The organism is Protaetiibacter sp. SSC-01 (assembly GCF_014483895.1).
Lineage (GTDB): Bacteria > Actinomycetota > Actinomycetes > Actinomycetales > Microbacteriaceae > Homoserinibacter.
In genome coordinates, this window is sequence record NZ_CP059987.1 from 477721 (window position 1) to 497001 (window position 19281).

Annotated in this window: 15 protein-coding genes; 9 read left to right on the forward strand and 6 right to left on the reverse strand. The window is 71.7% G+C overall.

The window, feature by feature from the left end; all coding sequences use genetic code 11:
* Positions 1–9: 9 nt before the first annotated feature.
* The 3 genes from H4J02_RS02245 to purH are packed head-to-tail and all read left to right on the forward strand — an operon-like array spanning position 10 to position 3425.
* Positions 10–1239, forward strand: a complete 1230-nt coding sequence (locus H4J02_RS02245) for a DUF6350 family protein (RefSeq protein WP_187675509.1) — start codon at positions 10–12, stop codon at positions 1237–1239.
* 9 nt (positions 1240–1248) lie between these two features.
* Positions 1249–1842 carry a phosphoribosylglycinamide formyltransferase gene (gene purN / locus H4J02_RS02250; RefSeq protein ID WP_187675510.1) on the forward strand — a complete coding sequence of 198 codons (594 nt, stop codon included), beginning with the start codon at positions 1249–1251 and terminating at the stop codon, positions 1840–1842.
* Positions 1839–3425, forward strand: coding sequence for a bifunctional phosphoribosylaminoimidazolecarboxamide formyltransferase/IMP cyclohydrolase (gene purH, locus H4J02_RS02255; protein WP_187675511.1), 1587 nt, complete (start codon positions 1839–1841; stop codon positions 3423–3425). Before purN ends, purH begins: the two co-directional genes overlap by 4 nt.
* Before the next feature lie 292 nt (positions 3426–3717).
* Here the strand turns inward: purH and H4J02_RS02260 are convergent, their stop codons facing one another.
* Entirely contained in the window at positions 3718–5115 is a 1398-nt protein-coding gene (locus H4J02_RS02260) for an NCS2 family permease (protein WP_187675512.1), read from the reverse strand.
* 368 nt (positions 5116–5483) lie between these two features.
* Between H4J02_RS02260 and H4J02_RS02265 the strand changes: the two genes are divergently transcribed.
* From H4J02_RS02265 to H4J02_RS02280, 4 genes are all read left to right on the forward strand, one after another.
* Entirely contained in the window at positions 5484–7322 is a 1839-nt protein-coding gene (locus H4J02_RS02265) for an ABC transporter ATP-binding protein (protein ID WP_187675513.1), read from the forward strand.
* Positions 7319–9127, forward strand: coding sequence for an ABC transporter ATP-binding protein (locus tag H4J02_RS02270; protein ID WP_187675514.1), 1809 nt, complete (start codon positions 7319–7321; stop codon positions 9125–9127). The genes H4J02_RS02265 and H4J02_RS02270 overlap by 4 nt, the downstream gene beginning before the upstream one ends.
* Positions 9128–9194: 67 nt before the next feature.
* Positions 9195–11999, forward strand: a complete 2805-nt coding sequence (locus H4J02_RS02275; RefSeq protein ID WP_187675515.1) for a BTAD domain-containing putative transcriptional regulator — start codon at positions 9195–9197, stop codon at positions 11997–11999.
* Positions 12000–12068: 69 nt separating this feature from the next.
* Complete coding sequence (locus H4J02_RS02280; RefSeq protein WP_187675516.1) at positions 12069–14165, forward strand: hypothetical protein; 2097 nt, start codon at positions 12069–12071, stop codon at positions 14163–14165.
* 78 nt (positions 14166–14243) lie between these two features.
* Here H4J02_RS02280 and H4J02_RS02285 read toward each other — a convergent pair whose 3' ends face one another.
* The 3 genes from H4J02_RS02285 to H4J02_RS02295 all read right to left on the reverse strand — a co-directional run bounded on the left by H4J02_RS02285 (position 14244) and on the right by H4J02_RS02295 (position 15577).
* Positions 14244–14720: a hypothetical protein gene (locus H4J02_RS02285; RefSeq protein WP_187675517.1), complete on the reverse strand. Its 477-nt coding sequence runs from the start codon at positions 14718–14720 to the stop codon at positions 14244–14246.
* Positions 14721–14781: 61 nt separating this feature from the next.
* Complete coding sequence (locus H4J02_RS02290; RefSeq protein WP_187675518.1) at positions 14782–15111, reverse strand: MGMT family protein; 330 nt, start codon at positions 15109–15111, stop codon at positions 14782–14784.
* Positions 15112–15124: 13 nt separating this feature from the next.
* Positions 15125–15577: a GNAT family N-acetyltransferase gene (locus H4J02_RS02295; protein ID WP_187675519.1), complete on the reverse strand. Its 453-nt coding sequence runs from the start codon at positions 15575–15577 to the stop codon at positions 15125–15127.
* A 160-nt stretch (positions 15578–15737) separates the two neighbouring features.
* On the opposite strand from H4J02_RS02295, the gene H4J02_RS02300 reads away from it, so the two are divergent.
* Positions 15738–16901 carry an NADP-dependent isocitrate dehydrogenase gene (locus H4J02_RS02300; protein WP_262406292.1) on the forward strand — a complete coding sequence of 388 codons (1164 nt, stop codon included), beginning with the start codon at positions 15738–15740 and terminating at the stop codon, positions 16899–16901.
* Positions 16902–16992: 91 nt separating this feature from the next.
* Positions 16993–17973: a malate dehydrogenase gene (locus tag H4J02_RS02305; RefSeq protein WP_187675521.1), complete on the forward strand. Its 981-nt coding sequence runs from the start codon at positions 16993–16995 to the stop codon at positions 17971–17973.
* Between the two features lie 59 nt (positions 17974–18032).
* Here the strand turns inward: H4J02_RS02305 and H4J02_RS02310 are convergent, their stop codons facing one another.
* Positions 18033–18605: a YdeI family protein gene (locus H4J02_RS02310; protein ID WP_187675522.1), complete on the reverse strand. Its 573-nt coding sequence runs from the start codon at positions 18603–18605 to the stop codon at positions 18033–18035.
* A gap of 111 nt (positions 18606–18716) precedes the next feature.
* On the reverse strand, positions 18717–19154 hold the full coding sequence (locus H4J02_RS02315) for an Hsp20/alpha crystallin family protein (RefSeq protein ID WP_187675523.1): 438 nt from the start codon (positions 19152–19154) through the stop codon (positions 18717–18719).
* Positions 19155–19281 lie beyond the last annotated feature (127 nt).

Consider the following 19281-nt stretch of genomic DNA (forward strand, 5'->3'; position numbering starts at 1 on the left):
GGTCGGCACGTGACCCGCCGCCTCACCGTGCTGTTCTCGGCGTTCGAGGCCCTCCTGGTCGCCGCGATCGGCGTCGCGATCCCCCTCCTTCCCGCGACCCTCATGTGGGCGATCCAATTCGGCTTCGCCCCCGACTGGACCGGCTTCTGGCGCGCCTCCGTCGACGTGTGGCTCATCGGTCACGGCGTCGACGTGCGGTTCGCGCTCGACGAGACGACCGCGCTCACGATCGGCGCGCCCGCGGGCACGGTCGTCGTCGTCACGATCGCCGCCCTCGGCTTCGCGCTGCTCACCCTCGCCCTCGGCGTGCGGGCCGGCGCGCGCGTCGCCGAGACGGGGCACCGCCTGCTCGGCGAGCTCACGGCCTTCGTCGTCTTCGCGGGCGTCTCGCTGCTTCTCACCCTCTCGGCCGTGCACCCGGATGCGCGCCCCTCGCTCTGGCAGGGCACGCTCCTGCCCGCCACCGTGTTCGGCGTCGGGCTCGTGCTCGGCGTGCTCCGCGCGGATGCCGACCGCGGCGTCACGGCGCACGGCCGGATCGCGGCGATCACCGCGCGCTGGGACCCGCGCGCGCGCGGAGCCGTCGCGGCAGCGCTCAAGGCGGGGGCGGCATCCGTCATGCTCGTGCTCGTCGTGAGCTCGATCGCCGTGACGATCGTGCTCGTCGTCGGCTACGCGCAGGTCATCAGGCTCTACGAGTCGCTGCACACCGAGGTGCTCGGCGGCATCGTCGTCACCGCGGGGCAGTTCGCGTTCGTGCCGAACATCGTCGTGTGGGCCGCGTCGTGGTTCGCGGGGCCGGGGTTCGCGCTCGGCACGGGGTCGCTCGTGTCGCCGCTCGGCACGGCGGTCGGCCCGCTGCCCGCCGTGCCGATCCTCGGGGCGCTCCCCGGGGGCGACCTGGCCTTCGGGTTCGTCGGCCTGGCGGTGCCGATCGTCGCCGCGTTCCTCGCGGCCGTGGCCGTGCGGCCCGCGCTCCTGCGGGCGATCGGCGACGGATCTCGGCTCGCGTGGTCGGCGCTCGTCGCGATCGGCGGGGGCGTCGCGGGTGGGCTCCTGCTCGGGCTGCTCGCGGCGGCATCCGCGGGCTCCTTCGGCCCGGGCCGCTTCGCCGAGGTCGGGCCCGACGCGCTCGCGGTGGGCATCGCATCCGGCGTCGAGTTCGCGATCGGGATCGCCCTCGGCCTCGCCGCGGGCTCGGTGACCCTGCCGCGCCTCCGCCGCTCCCACCCCGAGTAGGCTGGCCCCGTGCTGCGGGTCGTCGTCCTCATCTCCGGGGGCGGGTCCAACCTCCGCGCCCTGCTCGAAGCCGCGCAGGACGCCGAGTTCCCCGCACGCGTCGTCGCCGTCGGCGCCGATCGTCAGGCCGACGGGCTCGGCCACGCGGAGGCCTTCGGCATCCCGGGCTTTGTCGTGCCGTTCACCTCCTTCGACTCGCGCGAGGCGTGGGGCGACGAGTTGCTCGCGGCGCTGCGCGAGTGGGAGCCCGACCTCGTCGTGCTCTCGGGGCTCATGCGTCTCCTGCCGCACCAGGTGGTCGCCGAGTACAGCCCCGCCATCATCAACACGCACCCCGCGTACCTCCCCGAGTTCCCGGGGGCGCACGGGGTGCGCGACGCGCTCGCCGCCGGGGTCGCCCAGACCGGCGCGAGCGTCATCGTGGTCGACGACGGCGTCGACACCGGACCGATCCTCGCCCAGCGCCGGGTGCCGATCGAGCCGGGCGACACCGAGACCACCCTCCACGAGCGCATCAAGCCCGTCGAGCGCGAGCTGCTCATCCAGACCGTGCTCGACATCGCCAACGGCGCCATCGACCTCAAGGAGTACGCGACACCATGAGCGGACCCGCCATCGACCCCTCCCTCTACCGCGAGCGCGACCGCGTCCAGATCCGCCGGGCGCTCGTCGCAGTGTCTGACAAGACGGGCCTCGTCGACCTCGCGCGCGCCCTCGCGGACGCCGACGTCGAGATCGTCTCCACGGGCGGCACCGCGAAGGCGATCGCCGACGCCGGCATCCCCGTCACCCAGATCGGCGACCTCACGGGCTTCCCCGAGCACCTCGACGGCCGCGTGCGCACCCTCCACCCCAAGGTGCACTCGGGCCTCCTCGCCGACCTGCGCCTCGAGAGCCACGAGGCGGAGCTCGCGAGCTTCGGCATCGCACCGTTCGAGCTCGTCGTCGTCAACCTCTACCCCTTCGCCGAGACGGTCGCGTCGGGTGCCGCGCCGGATGCCGTGGTCGAGCAGATCGACATCGGCGGACCCGCCATGGTGCGCGCCTCGGCGAAGAACCACGCCAACGTCGCCGTCGTCGTGTCGCCCGAGCGCTACGGCGACATCGTGCACGCGCTCGAGGTCGGCGGCACGACGCTCGCCGAGCGTCGTGAGCTCGCGCGCGAGGCGTTCCGCCACACCGCGAGCTACGACGTCGCCGTCGCGAGCTGGATCGGCAACGTCGTCGCGCCCGACGACGAGGGATCCGGCTTCCCCGGCTGGACGGGCGGCACCTGGTCGCGCGCCGACGTGCTGCGCTACGGCGAGAACTCGCACCAGAGCGCCGCCCTCTACCGCGCGCCGCAGGGCCGCGGCATCGCGCAGGCCCGGCAGCTGCAGGGCAAGGAGATGTCGTACAACAACTACGTCGACGCGGATGCCGCCCTGCGCGCCGCCTACGACCACGACGGTCCCGCGGTCGCCATCATCAAGCACGCCAACCCGTGCGGCATCGCGACGGCCGACTCGATCGCCGAGGCGCACGCCCTCGCGCACGCGTGCGACCCCGTGTCGGCGTACGGCGGCGTCATCGCCGCCAACCGCCCGCTCACGCGCGAGGCGGCCGAGTCGATCGCCCCCATCTTCACCGAGGTCGTCGTCGCGCCGGGCTTCGACGAGGGCGCCCTCGAGGTGCTCGCGGGCAAGAAGAACCTGCGCCTCCTCGAGCTGCCCGCGGACTACGCGCCCGCCCCCACCGAGCTGCGTCAGATCTCGGGCGGCCTCCTCCTGCAGCAGGCCGACCACCACTTCGCGTCCTCGTCGCAGTGGAAGCTCGCGGCGGGCGAGCCCGCCGATGCCGACACCCTCGCCGACCTCGAGTTCGCGTGGCGGGCCGTGCGGGCCGTCAAGTCGAACGCGATCCTGCTCGCCTCGGGCGGCGCATCCGTCGGCGTGGGCATGGGCCAGGTGAACCGCGTCGACTCGTGCAAGCTCGCCGTCGAGCGTGCGGGGGAGCGGGCCGCGGGCTCGGTCGCCGCATCCGACGCGTTCTTCCCCTTCGACGACGGCCCCCGCATCCTGCTCGAGGCGGGCGTGAAGGCCATCGTGCAGCCGGGCGGCTCGATCCGCGACGATGACGTCATCGCGGCGTGCCGCGAGCACGGCGTCACGCTGTACCTCACGGGCGAGCGCCACTTCTTCCACTGACGCTTACCGCCGGTTGAGTAGCGCCGCGCAGCGGCGCGTATCGAAACCCCACCGACGTCAGACGTCCGTCCGGTTTCGATACGCCGTGCGTCGCGCCGGAGGCGCGGCGCGCGGCACTCAACCAGCGGGAATGGTGCGGCACTCCACCAGCGGGAGCGGGTATGCGCGCCTCACCGCTGGTTGAGTAGCGCCGCAGGCGCGTGTCGAAACCAGCCCCGTGTGACTCGCGGGCTGGTTTCGACACGGCCGCTGCGCGGCCTACTCAACCAGCGGGTGCGCGGCTGGGCGCGCTCTACGCGAAGAGCGACTCGATCGGCCCGCGCGCGAAGTAGAGCACGAAGCCCGCGGCCACCACCCACAGGAGCGGGTGGATCGTCTTCGCCTTGCCGCTGAACGCGTTGACGACGACCCAGGCGACGAAGCCCGCGCCGATGCCGTTCGCGATCGAGTACGTGAGCGGCATGACCGTCGCGGTGAGGAACACCGGCAGCAGCACGCGGAAGTCGCCGAAGTCGATGTGGCGGATCTGCGACAGCATCATCGCGCCGACGAGCACGAGGGCCGCCGCCGCGACGGCGCCCGGCACGAGCGAGGTGATGGGCGTGATGAACATCGCGAGCAGGAACAGCACACCCGTGACGACGTTCGCGAAGCCCGTGCGGGCGCCCTCGCCGATGCCCGAGCCCGACTCGATGAACACGGTCGACGACGAGGAGGAGGTCGCGCCGCCGACGACGGCGCCGACGCCCTCGACGATGAGCGCCGACTTGATGCGCGGGAAGTCGCCCTTCGCATCCGCGAGGTCGGCCTCCTTCGCGAGACCCGTCATGGTGCCCATGGCGTCGAAGAAGTTCGAGAACACGAGCGTGAACACGAACATGATGAGCGCGACGACGCCGACCTTGCCGAGATCGAAGCCGAAGTCGATCGCCCCGATGAGGCTCAGGTCGGGGAGGCTCACGATGCCGGCCTGGAAGCCGAAGTCGAGGCCGAAGGGCCAGATGAGGTTGAGCACCGCCGCGAGCAGGGTGCCCGCGATGAGGGCGAACAGGATGGCGCCCTTCACCTTGAGGGCGATGAGGATGCCCCCGAGCAGCAGCGTCACGACGAACACGAGGGTCGCGAGGGAGGCGATCGAGCCGCCCTCGCCGAGGTCGACGGGCGGCGAGCCGACGCCTGTCGCGGTGACGAAGCCCGAGTTGACGAAGCCGATGAAGGCGATGAAGAGGCCGATGCCGACCGTGATCGCGAGCTTCAGCTGCACCGGCACGGCATCGAAGATGAGCTTCCGCAGGCCGGTCGCGGCGAGCAGCACGATGATGAGGCCGTTGATGACGACGAGCGCCATCGCCTCGGGCCACGACACCTGGCCGACGACCGTGAACGCGAGGAACGCGTTGATGCCGAGGCCCGCCGCGAAGGCGAACGGCAGGCGCGTGATGACGCCGAACAGGATCGTCATGACGCCCGCCGTGAGCGCCGTGCTCGCGGCGACGGCGGCCTGCGGGAGCGTGTCGCCGTTGACGTCGGGCGTGCTCAGGATGAGCGGGTTGAGGATGACGATGTAGGCCATCGTCACGAAGGTCACGAGACCGCCGCGGATCTCGGTGCCGATCGTGGAGCCGCGCTCGCTGATGCGGAAGAAGCGGTCGAGGGCGTTGGAGGGACGGGTGGACGTCGAGGTGCTCATGCTGCTCCGGGTGGTTCGAGTGGCGGAGCGTCGGGGCTCCGCGCCGAGTCTAGGGCTGCGCAGCATCTGCGCAGCGACGGCGCGCATGTGCTGTTGCGGTGGCTCGACCGGCGGGCATAGTCTGTAGGGCTGCTCGGGCATCCTCCGGGCGGAGCACGCTCGCACAACGAGGAGGAATCATGACGAACACCGGTATCACGCGCGCTGTCGCTGCCGCGAAGCCGGGCGTCGTCGTCCTCTTCCCGCGACGCCGTTAGCGGCACCGCCCGCCCGCCTCTTCCGACGGATCCGCGACATCCGGAATCCGTTCACCTCGTCTCGCGTTCCACCCTCCGTGCGTCGTCGCACGCGTCCCCTCGGGATCCTTCATGTCTGAGCTCCACACCACCACGCCGCCCAGCGCCGCACCCCAGCGCGGCACCATCCGCACGCTCGCGCGCATCTACCCCTTCGTGCGCCCGTTCCTCGCGCGCACGGTCGTCAGCCTCTTCGTCTACGTCGCGCTCGTGCTCGTGTCGCTCAGCGTGCCCGTCGTGCTGCAGTGGATCATCGACGGCCCGCTCGCCTCGGGCGACACCGCGCAGGTCTGGCCCGCCGCCGGGATCGTGCTCGGGCTCGGCGTGGCCGAGGGCCTGCTCATCATGCTGCGGCGCTTCCTCGTGCTGACGCCGTCGACGCACATCGAGGCGAACATGCGCAACGCGCTCTACGCGAAGCTGCAGGACTTGCCGGTCGCGTTCCACGACCGCTGGCAGTCGGGCCAGCTGCTGTCGCGCTCCATGGGCGACCTCGGCACGATCCGCCGCTGGCTCGCGTTCGGCGTCATCCTGCTCGTCGGCAACGTCGTCGTGATCCTCGTGGGCTTCGGCATCCTGTTCACCTGGTCGTGGCAGCTCGCGCTCGTGTTCATCCTCGCGTCGGTGCCCATGTGGGTGGTCGGGTTCCGCTTCGAGCACCGTTACTCGCTCGTCTCACGCCGCGCGCAGGACCAGCAGGGCGACCTCGCGACGACCGTCGAGGAGTCGGTGCACGGCATCCGCGTGCTCAAGGCGTTCGGCCGCGGTCGACACAGCCTCGACAACTTCCTGCGCCAGGCGGAGGAGCTGCGCGGCACGGAGCTCGAGAAGGCGCGCTCGATCGCCGGGCTGTGGCTGTGGCTGCTGCTCATCCCGGATGTCGCGTTCGCGCTCTCGCTGCTGGGCGGCGTCGTGCTCGCGGCGGGCGGGCAGCTGTCGGTCGGCGGTCTCATCGCGTTCTTCGCGGCCGCGGCGGTGCTGCGCTGGCCCATCGAGTCGATCGGATGGCTGCTGTCGATGACGTTCGAGACCCGTACGGCCGTCGAGCGCATCTTCGAGGTGCTCGACGAGCCGAACCCCATCCGCGACCCCGAGCTGCCGCAGACGATCGCCGAGCCTCGCGGGCGCCTCGTGTTCGAGAACGTGCACTTCCGCTACCAGGACTCGCCGGCATCCGTGCCCGACCTGCTCGACGACATCGTGCTCGAGCTCGAGCCGGGCGAGACGATGGCGCTCGTCGGCCTCACGGGATCGGGCAAGACGACGCTCACGGCGCTCGCGACGCGCCTGTACGACGTGACGGGCGGCCGCGTGCTGCTCGACGGCGTCGACATCCGCGACCTCACGCGCGAGGAGCTGCGCGCGCGCATCGCGATGGCGTTCGAGGAGGCGACGCTCTTCTCGGCGTCGGTGCGCGAGAACGTGCTGCTCGGCCGGCCCGAGCTCGACCTCGACTCGCCCGAGGCGGATGCCGTGCTCGCCGAGGCGCTCGACATCGCGCAGGCGGACTTCGTGGAGCGCCTGCCGATGGGCGCCGACACGACGATCGGCGAGGAGGGGCTGAGCCTCTCGGGCGGCCAGCGGCAGCGCATCGCGCTCGCCCGAGCGGTCGCGGCACGTCCGTCGGTGCTCGTGCTCGACGACCCGCTGTCGGCGCTCGACGTCGACACGGAGGCGCGCGTCGAGGCGGGGCTGCGGCGCGTGCTCGCCGAGACCACGGCGCTCGTCGTGGCGCACCGCCCGTCGACCGTCATGCTCGCCGACCGCGTCGCGCTGCTCGAGCACGGCCGCATCACGGATGTCGGCAGCCACTCGGAGCTGCTCGCGCGCAACGCCCACTACCGCCACGTGATCTCGTCGCTCGACGACGATCGCGATACCGAGCACGAAGAGCAGGAGGTCATCGTATGAGCCTCGAAGGTGTGGAGGGCGAGGACCGCCAGGACTACACGAAGGAGGAGAGCCGCGCCATGCGCGCGCGCTCCTCGCGCCTGCTCGGGTCGCTCCTGCGTCCCCTGCGCGGCCGCGTCGTCGCGGCGATGATCATCGTCGCGGTGAGCACGGCCCTGCAGACCGCAGGCCCCGCGCTCATCGCGTTCGGCATCGACGCGGGCCTCCCCGCGATCATCGAGCGCCAGGACGCGATGCCGCTCGCCGTCGTCGTGCTGCTGTACCTCGCGGCCGCGATCGTGGGCGCCGTGCTCATGTGGCACTACACGATGCTCGCGGCGCGCATCAGCCAGGCGTTCCTCTTCGATCTGCGCGGGCGCATCTACCGGCACGCGCAGCTGCTGAGCCTGGAGTTCCACGAGAGCTACACCTCGGGGCGCATCATCGCGCGCCAGACGAACGACCTCGACTCGATCCGCGAGCTGCTCGACTCCGGCATCCAGGGCCTCATCCGCGGTGTGCTCTACATGGTGTTCATCGCGATCACGCTCGTGTTCCTCGACCCGCTGTCGGCGCTCGTGATCGCGTGCTCGCTGCCGATCCTCGTGCTGCTCACGCGCTGGTTCCAGGTGACGTCGCAGCGGGCGTTCCGGGCGACGCGGGTGCACTCGGCGCGTCTCATCGTGAAGTTCGTCGAGACGATGACGGGCATCCGCGCGGTCAAGGCGTTCCGCGCCGAGAAGCGCAACGAGGCCGAGTTCGGCGAGCACGTCGAGAACTACCGCGCGGCCAACGCGAAGGCGATCGGCGTGTTCGGAATCTTCGATCCGAGCCTCGTCGTCATCGGCAACGTCGTGGTCGCGGCGGTGCTGCTCATCGGCGGGCTGCGGGTCGCGGATGGGTCACTCGCGGTGGGTGTGCTGCTCGCGGCGCTCATGTACACGCGGCGCTTCTTCGACCCGATGGAGGAGATGGCGCAGTTCTACAACTCGTACCAGTCGGCCGCGGCGGCGCTCGAGAAGATCTCGGGCGTGCTCGAGGAGAACCCGAGCGTGCCCGACCCGGCGAAGCCCGTGGACCTGTGGGAGGCGAAGGGCGCGCTCGACTTCGACGACGTGCGCTTCGCGTACCGCGAGGACCGTGTGATCCTGCCGGACTTCGAGCTGCACATCCCGGCGGGGCAGACGGTCGCGCTCGTCGGCTCGACGGGCGCCGGCAAGTCGACGCTCGCGAAGCTCGTCGCCCGCTTCTACGACCCGAGCGCGGGCACCGTGCGCCTCGACGGCGTCGACCTGCGGGAGCTGCATCCGAAGGACCTGCGCCGCGCGATCGTCATGGTCACGCAGGAGGCGTACCTGTTCTCGGGCACGGTCGCCGACAACATCGCGCTCGGCAAGCCCGGTGCCTCGCTCGACGAGATCCGTGCGGCCGCGCGTGCCGTCGGAGCGGACGCGTTCATCGAGGAGCTTCCCGACGGCTACGACACCGACGTGAACAAGCGCGGAGGCCGCGTCTCGGCGGGGCAGCGCCAGCTGCTGTCGTTCGCGCGCGCGTTCCTCGCCGACCCGGCGGTGCTCATCCTCGACGAGGCGACGGCGTCGCTCGACATCCCGAGCGAGCGGCTCGTGCAGGAGGGGCTCACGACCCTGCTCGCCGACCGCACGGCGATCGTCATCGCGCACCGCCTGTCGACCGTCGCGATCGCCGACCGCGTGCTCGTCATGGAGCACGGCCGAATCGTCGAAGACGGCACGCCGGCCCAGCTCATCGGCGGCACGGGGCGCTTCGCGACCCTGCACAAGGCGTGGCGCGACTCCCTCGTGTGAGCCGCGAATCGACTGAGGGAACCTCTCATCTCATGGGCGGGTGACGTAGCATTCACATCACCCGCCCATGACCGGTTCGTCTCCTGCCCACCCGCCGACCGATCGCGCGCGCTTGCGCGTCGATCTGCTCGGTCGCGTCGTCGTGCGCGTCGGCGACGACGAGGTCGAGCTCGGCGGTCGCCGTCCGCAAGCTCTCGTCGCGCGCCTCGCCCTCGAGCCCGGCGTGCGCGTGCCGCTCTCCGTGCTCGCCGAGGACCTCTGGGTCGACCCGCCGCCGAGCGTCGACGTCACGCTGCGGTCGATCGTCTCGCGCTTGCGTCGCGGAGCGCTCGGCCCGTTCCTCGAGGGCGGCCGGGGCGGCTACGCCCTCGACGTCGACCCGGATGCGGTCGACGTCGTCTCTCTGCGCCTCGCGTTGCGCGACGAGCGCGAGGGCGCGCGTCGCGTCGTGGTGCTCGAGCGCGTCGCGCAGGCGTTCACGGGTCGACCGCTCGCGGACCTCGGCGATGCGCCGTTCGCGGTGCGTGAGTCGGAGCGGCTCTCGCACGAGCACGTCGCGGCGGTCGAGGAGCTCGCCGCGCTGCGCATCGCGAACGGCGAGGCCGAGCTCGCCGTGCGGTCGCTCGCGGACCTCGTGCACCGGCATCCGCTCTCCGAGCGCCCCGTCGAGGTGCTCGCGCGCACGCTCGCGGAGCTCGGGCGCGACGGCGAGGCGCTCGGCGCGATCGACGACCTCGGTGCTCGGCTCGAGGAGGAGTTCGGCATCGACCTGCCGCCCGCCCTCGTCGCCCTGCGCACGTCGATCCTGCGTCGCGAGCTCGCGCCCGCATCGACCGCGGCCGAGCCCGAGCGGCTCGGCGTGCCCCTTCCCATCACGGGCTTCGTGGGGCGGCGGGCGGAGCTCGCGGCCGTCGTCGAGGCGCGCGCCCACTCGCGGCTCGTGACCATCGTGGGGCCAGGCGGTGTCGGCAAGACCCGCATCGCGATCGAGGCGATCCGCCGGGATCCGGGCGGCGACCGCCGCCAGGTCTTCGTCGACCTCGTGCCCTACCGCGCTCTGCCCGAGCTGCTCTCGGCGCTCGCGGAGCAGCTCGGCGCCTTGCGGCCCGACCTCGACGCGATCGCCCGCATGCTGCGCGACGGCCCGACGCTCCTCGTGCTCGACAACGCCGAGCACGTGCGCGACGACGCGGCCGCTCTCGCGATGGGCCTGCTCGCGCGCTGCGACGGGCTCGCGGTGCTCGTGACGAGCCGCGACCCGTTGCGCGTACCGGGCGAGCGCCGTGTCAAGGTCGAGCCCATGCTCGGTGACGAGCTCGCGGATGCCGTCGAGCTGCTCGCGGCGCGCGCGGCCGACATCGAGCCCGGCTTCCGTCTCGACTCCACGACCGAGCCGCTCGTGCGCGCTCTCGCCTCGTCGCTCGACGGCATCCCGCTCGCCCTCGAGCTCGCCGCCGCCCGCCTTCCGTCGCGATCGCTCGCGGAGCTCTCCGACGACATCCGCCGTCGCGGGATCGTCGGCGGCCCGTCGAGCACGGAACGCCATGCGAGCGTGACGGCGATGATCGAGTGGAGCACCGACCTGCTCTCGCCCGAGCAGGGGGAGCTGCTCGGGCAGCTCGGCGGCTTCGCGGGCGCGTTCTCGCGCGACGCCGCCGTCGCGATCTGCGACGTGCCGGGCGCCGAGGTCGACGAGCTGCTGCACGACCTCGTGGAGCGCTCGCTCGTGTCGACCTCGCGCGCCGTCGACGGCTCGACCTCCTACCGCCTGCTCATCGCCGTGCGTGAGATCGTGCGCGATCGCTACGTGGGCGACCGCGCGCTCTGGCGCGAGCGGCACCGCCGCTGGCACGCCGACCTCGTCGACGAGGCGCGGCCGCGGCTCTACACGAGCGAGGAGGGTGTCGCGACGGCCGTGCTCGAGCGGTCGGCGCACGATCTCGCGGCGGCCCTCGCGGATGCCGCCGCGGCGGGGGATCGGGAGTCGGCGCTGCGTATCGTGGGCGGCATGGCGCGCGTCTGGTATCGGCGCTCGGCGCTCGTCGACGGCGTCGCGCGCATCGAGGAGGCTCTCGCGATCCCCGGCGAGGCGCCCGCCATCCTCGAGGCGCGCGCCCACCTGGGGCTCGGCCTCATGCGGTTCTTCATGCGCGACCCGGGCGAGGCGTCGCGTGCGATCGACACCGCGATCGCGGCGGCCCGCGAGGCGGGCGACTCCTCGATCCTCGCGATCGCCCTCGGCTATCGCGCCTACTACGAGGCGTCGATCGGCTCGATCGATGCCGCACGCACGTCGATCGGCGAGGCGATGGGCGCGCACGGCGCGAGCCTCGCCGCGACCGCGACCGTCGCCATGATCGCGGCGGATCTGCAACGTTTCGGGGGCGCCCCCGCCGCCGCCCTGCAGGGACTCGAGCGCGCGCTCGAGCTCGCGCGGCGAGCGGGAGAGGAGTGGGTGCAGACCCTCACCACCCACCTCATCGCGAAGGTGCTCATCGGCGCGGGGCGCGCGCAGGAGGCGATCGACCTGCTCGCGCCCGTCATCCGCCGCACGTGGGAGACGGGCCGGCCCACCCACACGATCGCGGGCGTCTTCCTCGTCGCGGCGGCGTGCGCTTCGCTCGAGCGTCACGCGGAGGGCGCCCGCCTGCTCGCGGCGACCGACGCGAACGCGCGCCGCTACTCGTGGGATCCCGATGCGAACGATCCAGACGGCAATCGCGTGCATCGCGAGCGCTTGCGGTCGGCGCTTACGACGTCCCGATGGGAGGCGGCGCGCGCGTCCGGCGCGGCGCTCGGACTCGGCGACGCGGTGGCCGCGTGCGTCGAGCTCGCATCCGCGCCGGCGCGCATCCGAGGCGTCGCGCGCTGAACGTTGCAGGGACGTTGTCGCCCGTCGTCGACCCCCGTCAGGGGGTGAGTGCTGCTCGACGATTACGGGATGACTACCACGACCCCGCACGCGAAAGCGCGGTGGACGGCGGCGCTGCTCGCCACCACGACCGTCTTCGCCCTGACTCTCAGCGGCTGCACCGTCGCCGCTGTCGCCGCCGATCCCCTGGACGCGAACGCGGCCGCCGACGCACCCGCGCTCGAGCTCGCTCCCGCCGAGGAGGTGCAGGCGGCTTCGACGATCGACGTCGCCGAGGCGCCCACCGCGACCCCTGCGCTCGAGGAGCCCGCGGCCGAGCCCGCGCCCGAGCCCGCGCCCCAGGAGCGCCGCGAGGAGCAGCTCGTGCCGACGGCCGCGTCGACGAACGACCCGGACCCTCAGAACCCGCTCACGCTGACGTTCAGCCTTCCCGAGGCGAACGTGCATGGCTGGTACGTCGAGGACCTCGTCGCGAGCGTGCGCGTGACCTCGAGCATCAGCTCGAACCCCCTCGTCGAGTGGACGACGACCGGCGCGCAGAGCGGTTCCGGCCAGTCGCTCGGCTCGGCGAGCATCCCGATCACGTCGGGCGGCGAGACCGTTCTGACCGTCACCGCCGTCGACGAGGAGGGCAACTCCGTCGGCCCCGTCACGCGCCGTATCAAGCTCGACAAGACGAACCCCGTCAACACTCTCCTCTCGCCGACGCGACCCGTGTACCGCCTCGGCGACTCGGTCACCCTCCAGTACACGTGCGACGACCCCGAGTCGGGCGTGAACGCGTGCGGGGCGACCATCATCAACAACACGACCCGCCCGAACGGCTACGTCCAGGTGCTCGACCAGCTCGGCACCTTCGAGGCGCGTGCCCACGGGTCGAACGAGGCCGGCCTCTTCGCGGCCGACTCGCACACGTTCCGCGTCATCGACGACGAGTCGGCGGCGCCCACCGTCGCGATCGACGCGCCCGGCGCGAGCAACGGCTGGTGGCGCGGCCCCGCCACCGTGGTGCTCACCGCGGATGACGGCGACGGCGCGGGCGTGCGGCGCGTCGAGTACCGCACCTTCGACGACGGCGTGCCCGGTCCGTGGCTGGGGGTCGACGGCGAGGCCGCGACCTTCACGACCGCGGGCGAGGGAGACAACCGCTACCAGGTGCGCGCGATCGACTGGTTCGACAACGTGGGCACCGCCCAGACCGTCTCGTTCCCGACCGACGCGACCGCGCCGTCCGTCTCGGTGAACCTGCCCGAGGACGGCATCACCGTCGAGCCCGGCGCCGAGCTCGTGCTCGACTACAGCTGCACGGATGCCGCGAGCGGCATCGAGGCGTGCGAGGCGCCCGTCGCCGACGGCGAGGCTCTCGACACCGACGAGCTCGGCACCTTCGAGGTGGTCGTGCGCGCCGTCGACGCCGCGGGCAACGTGACGCGCGTCGTGCGCAGCTACACGGTCGCCGAGGCGGATGCCGCCGGTCCCGCGATCGACTTCTCGGCCCCGGCGGCCGAGGCCTCGGGCTGGTACTTCTCCGGCCCCTCCGTCACCGTCACGGCGACCGACGCGTCCGCGATCGAGATCATCGAGTGGGAGATCCTCACGGCGGACGGCTCGCTGTACACCGAGGGGTCCCGTAGCGGGGTCGACGAGCTCGTCGTCGCCGGCACGGACTTCCCCGACGGCGTGACGACCCTCCGCGTCCGAGCGGTCGACGCGCTCGGAAACGAGACGATCGCCGAGTTCACCGTGCGGGTCGATGTCGACGCTCCCGCCGTGCGGGTCGTCTCGCCCGCCGAGCTCGACGAGGTCGAGCAGGGCTCGGTCGTGTCGTTCGTCTTCGAGTGCGAAGACGACGTGTCGGGCGTCGAGACGTGCGAGAGCTCGGTCGGCGACGTGCTGCCCACCGGCACGCTCGGAGAGCAGCTCGTGACGATCACGGCGACGGATGTCGCCGGACAGAGCACGACCGTCGAGATCGCCTACACGGTCGTCCCCGCGGCCGACCCGGCTCCGGGCGGCGGCGCGACCGGCGGCGGCGCGACCGCGGCCCCCGTGCTCGCGTCCACCGGTGGCGACACCGTGTGGCTCACCCTGCTCGTCGCGCTCGGCCTTCTCGTGGTGGGCGGAGTCGCGGCCGGCTCGGTGTCGACAGCCCGCCGCGAGCGGTAGCGGACCCGGCTCCGAGCCTGCGGGCTCGCGCATCCTCACGGGTGCGCGGGCCCGCATCGACGTGCGCGTCGCGCGCGCTCAGCCCAGGGCGTTGACGATGATGACGAGCACGATCACGACGGCCGCCACGCCACCCGCCGCGACGCCCAGCATCGTGTAGAGCTTCTTGCGGTCGAGCGTCTCGCGGAAGCCGAGACCGCCGGCCTCACGCCGCACGAGACGACGGATGGGCTCGGCGCTCACGCGCAGGTCGACCTCGTCGCGCATGCTCTGCTTCGGTCCGCCGGGCGCGTTCTGAACGAAGTGCGGAGCGTCGTCGCCACCCCACTCGATGCGACGCGGGATCTCGACGATCGTGAACTTCGAGTCGATCTCGTCGGTCACGATCTGGAAGCTCGAGGTCTCGGCGAGGTTCGTCTGCGCGATGATCGGCCACCACTGCGGGTTCGCGAGGTCGAGGTCGATCGTGAAGCCCTTGGCGGTGCGCGAGAAGACGAAGGCCGTGCCGCGCATGTGCCTCTGCATCATCGCCATGAGGTCGTCGGTTCGGGTCATGGCAAGTGAGGCTACCTGCCGCGCGGCTCGTGCGAACGCGCCAGTTCGGGGGATGCCGCGGTCAGCCCGGTTCCACGTCGGGCCACCAGCGGGCGGCCGCGAGATCGACGCGGTACACGGCGCGATCTCGCGACCAGAGGAGGGGCGTGCCCTCGGCGCGGTAGTGCTGCAGCGCCTCGCGCTCGTGGTCGAGGGGCGGGTGGCCGCTCGCTCGGATGACGCGCCACCACGGCGCGTCGGCGCCGTAGTACGCCATCACCTGGCCGACGCCGCGTGCGGCCCGCGAGCCGATCGCGGCGGCCACGTCACCGTACGCCATCGCCCGCCCCTCGGGGATCCGGGCGACCACGTCGAGGACCGCGCCCACGAAGTCCTCGGGCGGGAGCCGCATCCGCTGCCCGCGGTCAGAGGGTGAGCGCGCCGAGCTTCTCGCCGTAGGGCGTCTCGCCCACGACCTCGAAGCCCACGGCCTTGAAGAACGCCTCGGGCCCGGCCTCGCCGGGAGCCCACACGACCGTGATGCGGTCGAAGCCGCGGCGACGCGCCTCGTCGGCGAGCGCCTGCACGGCGAAGCGGCCGACGCCCGAACCCTGCGCATCCGCCTCGACGTGGATGCGCCACAGCGCGGCCTTGAGGAAGTCCTCGGGGGCGTCGGGGTCGAAGGTGCCCATGACGTAGCCGACGAGCTGATCGCCGTCCATGACGACGCGGGGCCACGAGCCTGCGGGGTCGAGGTCCTGCTCGACGTGCACGTAGGTCTCCGGCGCGATGAACGCCTCCTGCCCCGGCTTGAGGGCGAGGTTGCGGGCCGCGACGATGGTCTGCGCCGTCAGCTCTTCCAGTCTCAGGTCGGCCATTCAGACAGGCTAACCCGCCCGGGCGTCGAGCGGCAGATATCTCGATGTCGAGATATCTGAGAAGAGAGGTAGGCTTGACGGCGGTTTGCACGCGAAAGGACAACACGTGGTCGAGAAGATCAAGGTCGAGGGAACGGTCGTCGAGCTCGACGGCGACGAGATGACGCGCATCATCTGGCAGTTCATCAAGGACCGCCTCATCCACCCCTACCTCGACGTCACGCTCGAGTACTACGACCTCGGCATCGAGAACCGCGACGCGACCGACGACCAGGTCACGATCGACGCGGCCCACGCCATCCAGAAGCACGGTGTGGGTGTCAAGTGCGCCACGATCACGCCCGACGAGGCGCGCGTCGAGGAGTTCGGCCTCAAGAAGATGTGGAAGTCGCCCAACGGCACCATCCGCAACATCCTCGGCGGCGTCATCTTCCGCGAGCCGATCATCATCTCCAACATCCCGCGCCTCGTGCCCGGCTGGAACAAGCCGATCATCATCGGCCGCCACGCCTTCGGCGACCAGTACCGCGCCACCGACTTCACGTTCCAGGGCAAGGGCACGCTGACCGTCGAGTTCACCCCGGAAGACGGCAGCGAGCCGCTCAAGTTCGAGGTGTTCCAGGCGCCCGGCAACGGCATCGCGCAGGTGCAGTACAACCTCGACGAGTCGATCCGCGACTTCGCGCGCGCCTCGCTCAACTACGGTCTCGCCCGCAACTACCCCGTGTACCTCTCGACGAAGAACACGATCCTCAAGGCGTACGACGGCCGCTTCAAGGACATCTTCCAGGAGATCTTCGACACCGAGTTCAAGGAGCAGTTCGACGCCGCGGGCCTCACCTACGAGCACCGCCTCATCGACGACATGGTCGCCTCGGCCATGAAGTGGGAGGGCGGCTACGTCTGGGCCTGCAAGAACTACGACGGCGACGTGCAGTCCGACACCGTGGCCCAGGGCTTCGGCTCGCTCGGCCTCATGACCTCCGTGCTCGCGACGCCCGACGGGAAGATCGTCGAGGCCGAGGCGGCGCACGGCACCGTCACGCGCCACTACCGTCAGCACCAGGCGGGCAAGCCCACCTCCACCAACCCGATCGCCTCGATCTTCGCGTGGACCCGTGGCCTCATGCACCGCGGCAAGCTCGACGGCAACCAGGCGCTCATCGACTTCGCCGAGACCCTCGAAGACGTCGTCATCAAGACCGTCGAGTCGGGCAAGATGACGAAGGATCTCGCGCTCCTCGTGGGCCCCGACCAGGACTGGCAGACGACCGAGGAGTTCCTCGCGACGCTCGACGAGAACCTCAAGGCGCGCCTGGGCTGACGCAGCCCGTCGGCCACCGGCTGCTGCGGCGTCGCCCCTGACGGGACGGAAGACCCGGTCGGTCGTGCCCCCTCGCGCGTAGCGTGGGGGCATGACCGCACCCACGGCCGTCACCGTCACGGGCGCCGCCGGGCAGATCGGCTACGCCCTGCTGTTCCGCATCGCGGCGGGTGACATGCTCGGCGACCGCCCCGTGCGCCTGCGCCTGCTCGAGATCCCGCAGGCGCTCGCCGCGGCCGAGGGCACGGCGATGGAACTCTCGGATGCCGCGTTCCCGCTGCTCGAGTCGGTCGACGTCTTCGACGACGCGGATGCCGCCTTCGACGGCGCTGACATCGCGCTGCTCGTGGGTGCCCGCCCTCGTGCGGCGGGCATGGAGCGCGGCGACCTGCTCGCCGCCAATGCGGGCATCTTCGGCCCGCAGGGACGTGCGATCAACGACCACGCCGCCGACGACATCCGGGTGCTCGCCGTGGGCAACCCCGCCAACACGAACGCCCTCATCGCCGCCGCGCACGCGCCCGACGTGCCCGGGGAGCGTTTCACCGCCATGACGCGCCTCGACCACAACCGCGGGCTCGCGCAGCTCGCCGCGAAGCTCGGCGTCGGGGTGGGGCGCCTCACGCGCATGACCATCTGGGGCAACCACTCCTCGACGCAGGTGCCCGATCCCACGCACGTGCTGCTCGACGGCGAGCCCGTCGGCTTCGACCCGGCCTGGGTCGCCGACGAGTTCGCGCCGACCGTCGCGGGGCGCGGGGCCGCGATCATCGCGGCGCGCGGATCCTCGTCGGCGGCGAGCGCCGCATCCGCCGCCATCGACCACGTGCGCGATTGGGTGCTCGGCACGGCCGACGGCGACTGGGTCTCGGTCGCCCTGCCGAGCCGTGGCGAGTACGGTGTGCCCGCGGGGCTCGTGAGCTCGGTGCCCGCCACGAGCGACGGCGGCGAGTGGCGCGTCGTCGACGACCTCGAGCAGTCGGATGCGGTGCGCGAGGCGCTCGCGGCCTCCGCCGCGGAGCTCGCGGCCGAGCGCGACGCCGTGCGCGCCCTCGGCCTCCTCCCCTCTTAGTTCCCGTTCCGCGTGTTTGTTCCCGAAGGAACGGGTGCGAACACGCGGAACGGGAACAATCAGTAGAGCTTCTCGCCGCGCTCGAGCATCTCGAGGAACTGGCGGGCGCGACGCTCGCGCGTCTCGGGCTTCACGGCCTGCTGGATGCGGAAGATGAACGCCCAGCGGTTCTGCGCGTTGAGGGCGGCGAAGTTCGCGGATGCCGTGGGGCTCGCATCGAGCAGCACCTGCAGCTCGGGTGGCACGGGCGCGTCCTTCTGGCGGTAGGCGGCATCCCAGCGACCGTCTGCCTTCGCGCGGTCGATCTCCGCCTGACCGGTGGGCCGCATCCGCCCCTCCGCGATCAGGCGCTCGACGTGCTCGCGGTTGATCTGCGACCACGGGCTGCGCGGGCGACGCGGCGTGTAGGCCTGCAGGCTGAAGTTCTCGTCGAACGCGCCCGCCTGTCCGTCGATCCAGCCGAAGCAGAGGGCGACGTCGAGAGCCTCCTGCCGCGTGATACCGGGAAGCGTCGACTTCGCCTTCACGATCTTCACGCGCACGCCGTCGGCGGGCGGGTCGTTCTCGAGGAACGCCTCCCACTCGCGCCAGTCGGTGAACGGCAGGATCGGCTTCTCGGCGAACGACGACATGCCGACACGATACGGGCCCCGGACGACGTGCGTCCGGGGCCCGATTGTTCCCGTTCCGCGTGATTGTTCCCGAAGGAACGGGTGCGAACACGCGGAACGGGAACTATGGCGTCAGGATTCGACGGCCGCGGCCTCCACCTGCGCGGGCGAGCCGGCGGCCTGCACCGCGATCTTGCGGGGCTTCGCGGCCTCGCTCACGGGGATCACGATGCTCAGCACGCCGTTCTCGTAGCTCGCCGAGATGCCCGCGGTGTCGACGCCCTGGCCGAGGTTGAGCTGGCGCAGGAACGTGCCGCTCGAGCGCTCGCGTGCGATCCACGTGACGCCCTCAGCGCTGCGCGCGGTGCGCTCGGCGCGGATCGTGAGCACCTGGCCGTCCACGTCGATGTCGACGCTGCCCGGGTCGATGCCCGGGAGGTCGGCGTTGAGCACGTAGTGGTCGCCGTCGCGGTAGAGGTCCATCGGCATGAACCGCGGACCCTGGCGGTTGTCGAGGAGCTGGCCGGCGACGCGGTCGAGCTCGCGGAACGGGTCGAAGAACATGGTCATCGGTACCTCCTGGATACGGATGTGAGTCGTGGTGACTCAACTTCTCTGTATCTGTTTTAGCACTCTCGGGGGGAGAGTGCCAAGAGGGTGCGGGGTGCCCTCCCGCTGGTTGAGTAGCGCCGAGAAG

Excerpts from the sequence above, each read along its gene's own strand:
- purH (WP_187675511.1), top strand. The coding sequence starts at position 1,839 with ATGAGCGGACCCGCCATCGACCCCTCCCTCTACCGCGAGCGCGACCGC.
- H4J02_RS02260 (WP_187675512.1), bottom strand. The coding sequence starts at position 5,115 with ATGAGCACCTCGACGTCCACCCGTCCCTCCAACGCCCTCGACCGCTTC.
- H4J02_RS02265 (WP_187675513.1), top strand. The coding sequence starts at position 5,484 with ATGTCTGAGCTCCACACCACCACGCCGCCCAGCGCCGCACCCCAGCGC.
- H4J02_RS02270 (WP_187675514.1), top strand. The coding sequence starts at position 7,319 with ATGAGCCTCGAAGGTGTGGAGGGCGAGGACCGCCAGGACTACACGAAG.
- H4J02_RS02275 (WP_187675515.1), top strand. The coding sequence starts at position 9,195 with ATGACCGGTTCGTCTCCTGCCCACCCGCCGACCGATCGCGCGCGCTTG.
- H4J02_RS02280 (WP_187675516.1), top strand. The coding sequence starts at position 12,069 with ATGACTACCACGACCCCGCACGCGAAAGCGCGGTGGACGGCGGCGCTG.
- H4J02_RS02285 (WP_187675517.1), bottom strand. The coding sequence starts at position 14,720 with ATGACCCGAACCGACGACCTCATGGCGATGATGCAGAGGCACATGCGC.
- H4J02_RS02290 (WP_187675518.1), bottom strand. The coding sequence starts at position 15,111 with ATGCGGCTCCCGCCCGAGGACTTCGTGGGCGCGGTCCTCGACGTGGTC.
- H4J02_RS02295 (WP_187675519.1), bottom strand. The coding sequence starts at position 15,577 with ATGGCCGACCTGAGACTGGAAGAGCTGACGGCGCAGACCATCGTCGCG.
- H4J02_RS02300 (WP_262406292.1), top strand. The coding sequence starts at position 15,738 with ATGACGCGCATCATCTGGCAGTTCATCAAGGACCGCCTCATCCACCCC.
- H4J02_RS02305 (WP_187675521.1), top strand. The coding sequence starts at position 16,993 with ATGACCGCACCCACGGCCGTCACCGTCACGGGCGCCGCCGGGCAGATC.
- H4J02_RS02310 (WP_187675522.1), bottom strand. The coding sequence starts at position 18,605 with ATGTCGTCGTTCGCCGAGAAGCCGATCCTGCCGTTCACCGACTGGCGC.
- H4J02_RS02315 (WP_187675523.1), bottom strand. The coding sequence starts at position 19,154 with ATGACCATGTTCTTCGACCCGTTCCGCGAGCTCGACCGCGTCGCCGGC.